The following is a 1,092-nucleotide window of genomic DNA, read 5'->3' on the forward strand; positions in this document are numbered from 1 at the left end:
CAGTTCACCAAGACCGTCCTCGAGACCGCGTTGAACGAGGAGATGACCGATCACCTCGGCTTCGACAAGCACGAGGCACCCGAGGATCGGGAAACCACCAACGTGCGCAACGGAACCCGGTCCAAGACGGTGCTGACCGAGACGACCGGTCATGTGCAGATCGAGGTGCCTCGCGATCGCGAGGGCAGTTTCGAGCCGCAGATCGTCAAGAAGCGGCAGCGCCGGTTGACCGGGGTGGATGAGGTCGTGTTGTCGTTGTATGCCAAAGGCCTGACCACCGGCGAGATTTCGGCGCATTTCGCCGAAATCTACGGCGCCTCGGTGTCCAAGGAAACAGTCTCACGGATCACCGACAAAGTGGTCGCGGAGATGCAGGAATGGGCCAGCCGACCCCTGGACGAGGTCTACGTGGCGGTCTTCATCGATGCGATCGTGGTGAAGGTCCGCGATGGTCAGGTCGCCAACCGGCCGGTCTACGCGGCGATCGGGGTCAACGTCTCGGGTGAGAAGGGCATCCTGGGCTTGTGGGCCGGCCCTGGTGGTGAGGGCGCGAAGTTCTCCGATGGGCGTGCTCACCGACATCCGCAACCGCGGGGTCAAGGACGTGTTCTTCCTGGTCTGTGACGGTTTGAAGGGCCTGCCCGAGGTGGTCGGGAACGTATGGCCGCTGGCAACGGTCCAAACCTGCATCATCCATTTGATCCGCAATACGTTCCGGCTCGCCGGCCGCCAGCACTGGGATGCGTTGCGTCGTGATGTGAAACCGATCTACAGCGCGGTCAACGCCGATGCCGCGCGGGCGGCGCTGGACGAGCTGACTGAGCGGTGGGGCACGAAATATGGTGCGATCGTTCGTCTTTGGAGCAACGCGTGGGAGGAGTTCATTCCGTTCCTGGACTACGACGTGGAGATACGACGCGTCATCTGCAGCACGAACGCGATCGAGTCGTTGAATGCCCGCTACCGCCGCGCGATCAAGGCCCGAGGGCATTTCCCCACCGAACAAGCCGCCCTGAAATGCTTGTATCTGGTGACCCGATCCCTCGACCCGACCGGCCAGGGTCGGGCACGATGGATGGTGCGCTGGAAGCC

At 62.8% G+C, this 1,092-nt stretch carries 1 pseudogene; it reads left to right on the forward strand.

The window, feature by feature from the left end:
- A pseudogene (locus K7711_RS46990) lies at positions 1 to 1,092 on the forward strand (IS256 family transposase); the annotation flags it as partial.

Origin of the sequence: Nocardia coffeae (assembly GCF_019890715.1) — a bacterium.
Taxonomy (GTDB): Bacteria; Actinomycetota; Actinomycetes; order Mycobacteriales; family Mycobacteriaceae; genus Nocardia; species Nocardia jiangxiensis.